This is a genomic window from Acidiphilium sp. JA12-A1, assembly GCF_000724705.2.
In the GTDB taxonomy this organism is placed as follows: Bacteria; Pseudomonadota; Alphaproteobacteria; order Acetobacterales; family Acetobacteraceae; genus Acidiphilium; species Acidiphilium multivorum.
Window position 1 is genome coordinate 1 of the sequence record NZ_JFHO01000161.1, and the last position, 1,852, is coordinate 1,852.

General features: G+C 58.7%; 2 protein-coding genes and 1 pseudogene. 2 read left to right on the forward strand and 1 reads right to left on the reverse strand.

Annotation, left to right across the window (positions count from 1 at the left end):
• Nucleotides 1-59: 59 nt before the first annotated feature.
• Nucleotides 60-416 carry a transposase gene (locus RT91_RS23080; RefSeq protein ID WP_408735345.1) on the forward strand — a complete coding sequence of 119 codons (357 nt, stop codon included), beginning with the start codon at nucleotides 60-62 and terminating at the stop codon, nucleotides 414-416.
• Between the two features lie 357 nt (nucleotides 417-773).
• Here RT91_RS23080 and RT91_RS21735 read toward each other — a convergent pair whose 3' ends face one another.
• Nucleotides 774-1,094, reverse strand: coding sequence for a hypothetical protein (locus RT91_RS21735; protein ID WP_152982877.1), 321 nt, complete (start codon nucleotides 1,092-1,094; stop codon nucleotides 774-776).
• A gap of 260 nt (nucleotides 1,095-1,354) precedes the next feature.
• Between RT91_RS21735 and tnpA the strand changes: the two are divergent.
• Nucleotides 1,355-1,852 (forward strand): annotated as a pseudogene (gene tnpA / locus RT91_RS20950) (IS66 family insertion sequence element accessory protein TnpA); the annotation flags it as partial.

Here is a 1,852-nt window from a genome sequence, read left to right on the forward strand (position 1 = left end):
TATACCCACCGCATCGCCATCTCGAACCGCGGCTGCTCGCCTTTGACGAAGCCAGCGTCATCTTCCGCTACAAGGATTATCGTCGCGATGGCGCCGACCGCCACCAGGCTATGACGCTCGCCGCCGACGAGTTCATCCGCCGCTTTCTGATCCACGTCCTGCCACGCGGCTTCCACCGCATCCGCCACTACGGCTTGCTCTCCGCCACGGCGCGCAAACCCAATCTCGCGCGCGCCCGAGAACTCCTCGCCGCCGCGCCGCTCTCCAACAACGATGAGCCCGATGAGCCTCGCGATGTTCGTCCGCCGTGCCCCTGCTGCGGCGGCCACATGGTCATCGTCGAGACGTTCGCCCGCTGGTGTCAGCCCAGGGCGCCGCCGTGTCCCACGACGTCAACCGGGAGAAATTCATCGTGACCCGGCGCCGATCGAACTACACGCACACCGCAGCAACCGCGCTTCGGTCAACGCTCCCCCTTGTGCCCAAGCCTATCACCCGCGATCCCATAATCACTCTCGACCATCATCCCAGAACGCGAAATCGCCGTACCAGCCGCCAATGGCGGAACCAGACTCCACGCCGGCCCCTACTCAGGGACCACGCAACCATCCCCAGCCTCAGCCGAAAATCAAATTCCCCATAGACTAGCGCCCGCTCACCGCGGGTTCGTGCTTGGGCGGTTTTCGTACGCCCGCAGGCATCCGAAAACCTTCACCAAGTCGGAAATTATCGGCCGTAGGCACGCCTGCCGATAGCAGACATAACGTCTTTACCTATGGAGACGCTGTTCTTTCATGAGGCAAATCAACCTTAACCAGCCCGCCAGTCCATGCCATGTCATGCCTCTGCCCACGCCATGCGACACTGATCGCTTCCACCACGGGCCTGAATATCAGGCCAATCCTATCCTGATTGGCAACATCAGTTCTTATTTCATGTTTGAAGCCTGAGATCTGCCCACCTCTGTATGACTTGCTGGCCTTGGTCTCATGGAGATATAGCCAACCGCCGATCAGTGCCTCGGCCTCCAGATCGTTGAGGAACCAATAGCCAGAGATAAAATTCGATGTGCCCTCTATATGGCTGACATTCATCGCCTGGCCGTTTGCCAGTTTGACGCATTTAAGATGAACTGACTTTGTCTTTGTTCCTTAAGCCTCCAATTTCACATCATTGCTTATGGGTCGTAGCCATATTCCAGTCTCGCCATAGCCTCACGCTCCGATTGAAGCTCTTCCAATGGCACATCGATCAACTTGAATTCCAAACTGTACATCGGCATTTGCCATTGGTCTGAGCCCGTGGATTTCCTCCAGGAATGAGTAGAGTCCGCCCCATCAGGGAGACGGACGAGATGAAGAGCAGTCGGTTTAGCGAGGAACAGATCATCGGCATCCTCAAAGAGCAGGAGTCGGGGATGTCGACGGCGGAGGTCTGCCGTCGACACGGGATCAGTTCGGCGACGTTTTACAAGTGGAAGGCCAAATTCGGCGGGTTGGAAGTCTCGGACGCCAGGCGGCTCAAACAGCTGGAAGACGAGAACGCTCGGCTCAAGCGGCTGTTGGCGGACGCCGTGCTGGACAACGCCATGCTCAAGGAAATTGCGTCAAAAAAATTCTAGCGCCCAGCCATAAGCGGGAGGCGGTAGCTCATCTTCAGAGCCTGTTCGAGGTGAGCCAACGCCGGGCCTGCGATGCGCTGGGCGTGGATCGGACCACGGTGCGGTATCAAAGCCGCCGCCCGGATGATGCGGAGGCTCGCGAACGCATGCGCGTGCTTGCGGGCGAGCGCCGTCGATTTGGCTATCGGCGCCTGCACTGGCTGCTCAGCCGCGAAGGAATTTCCATGAACC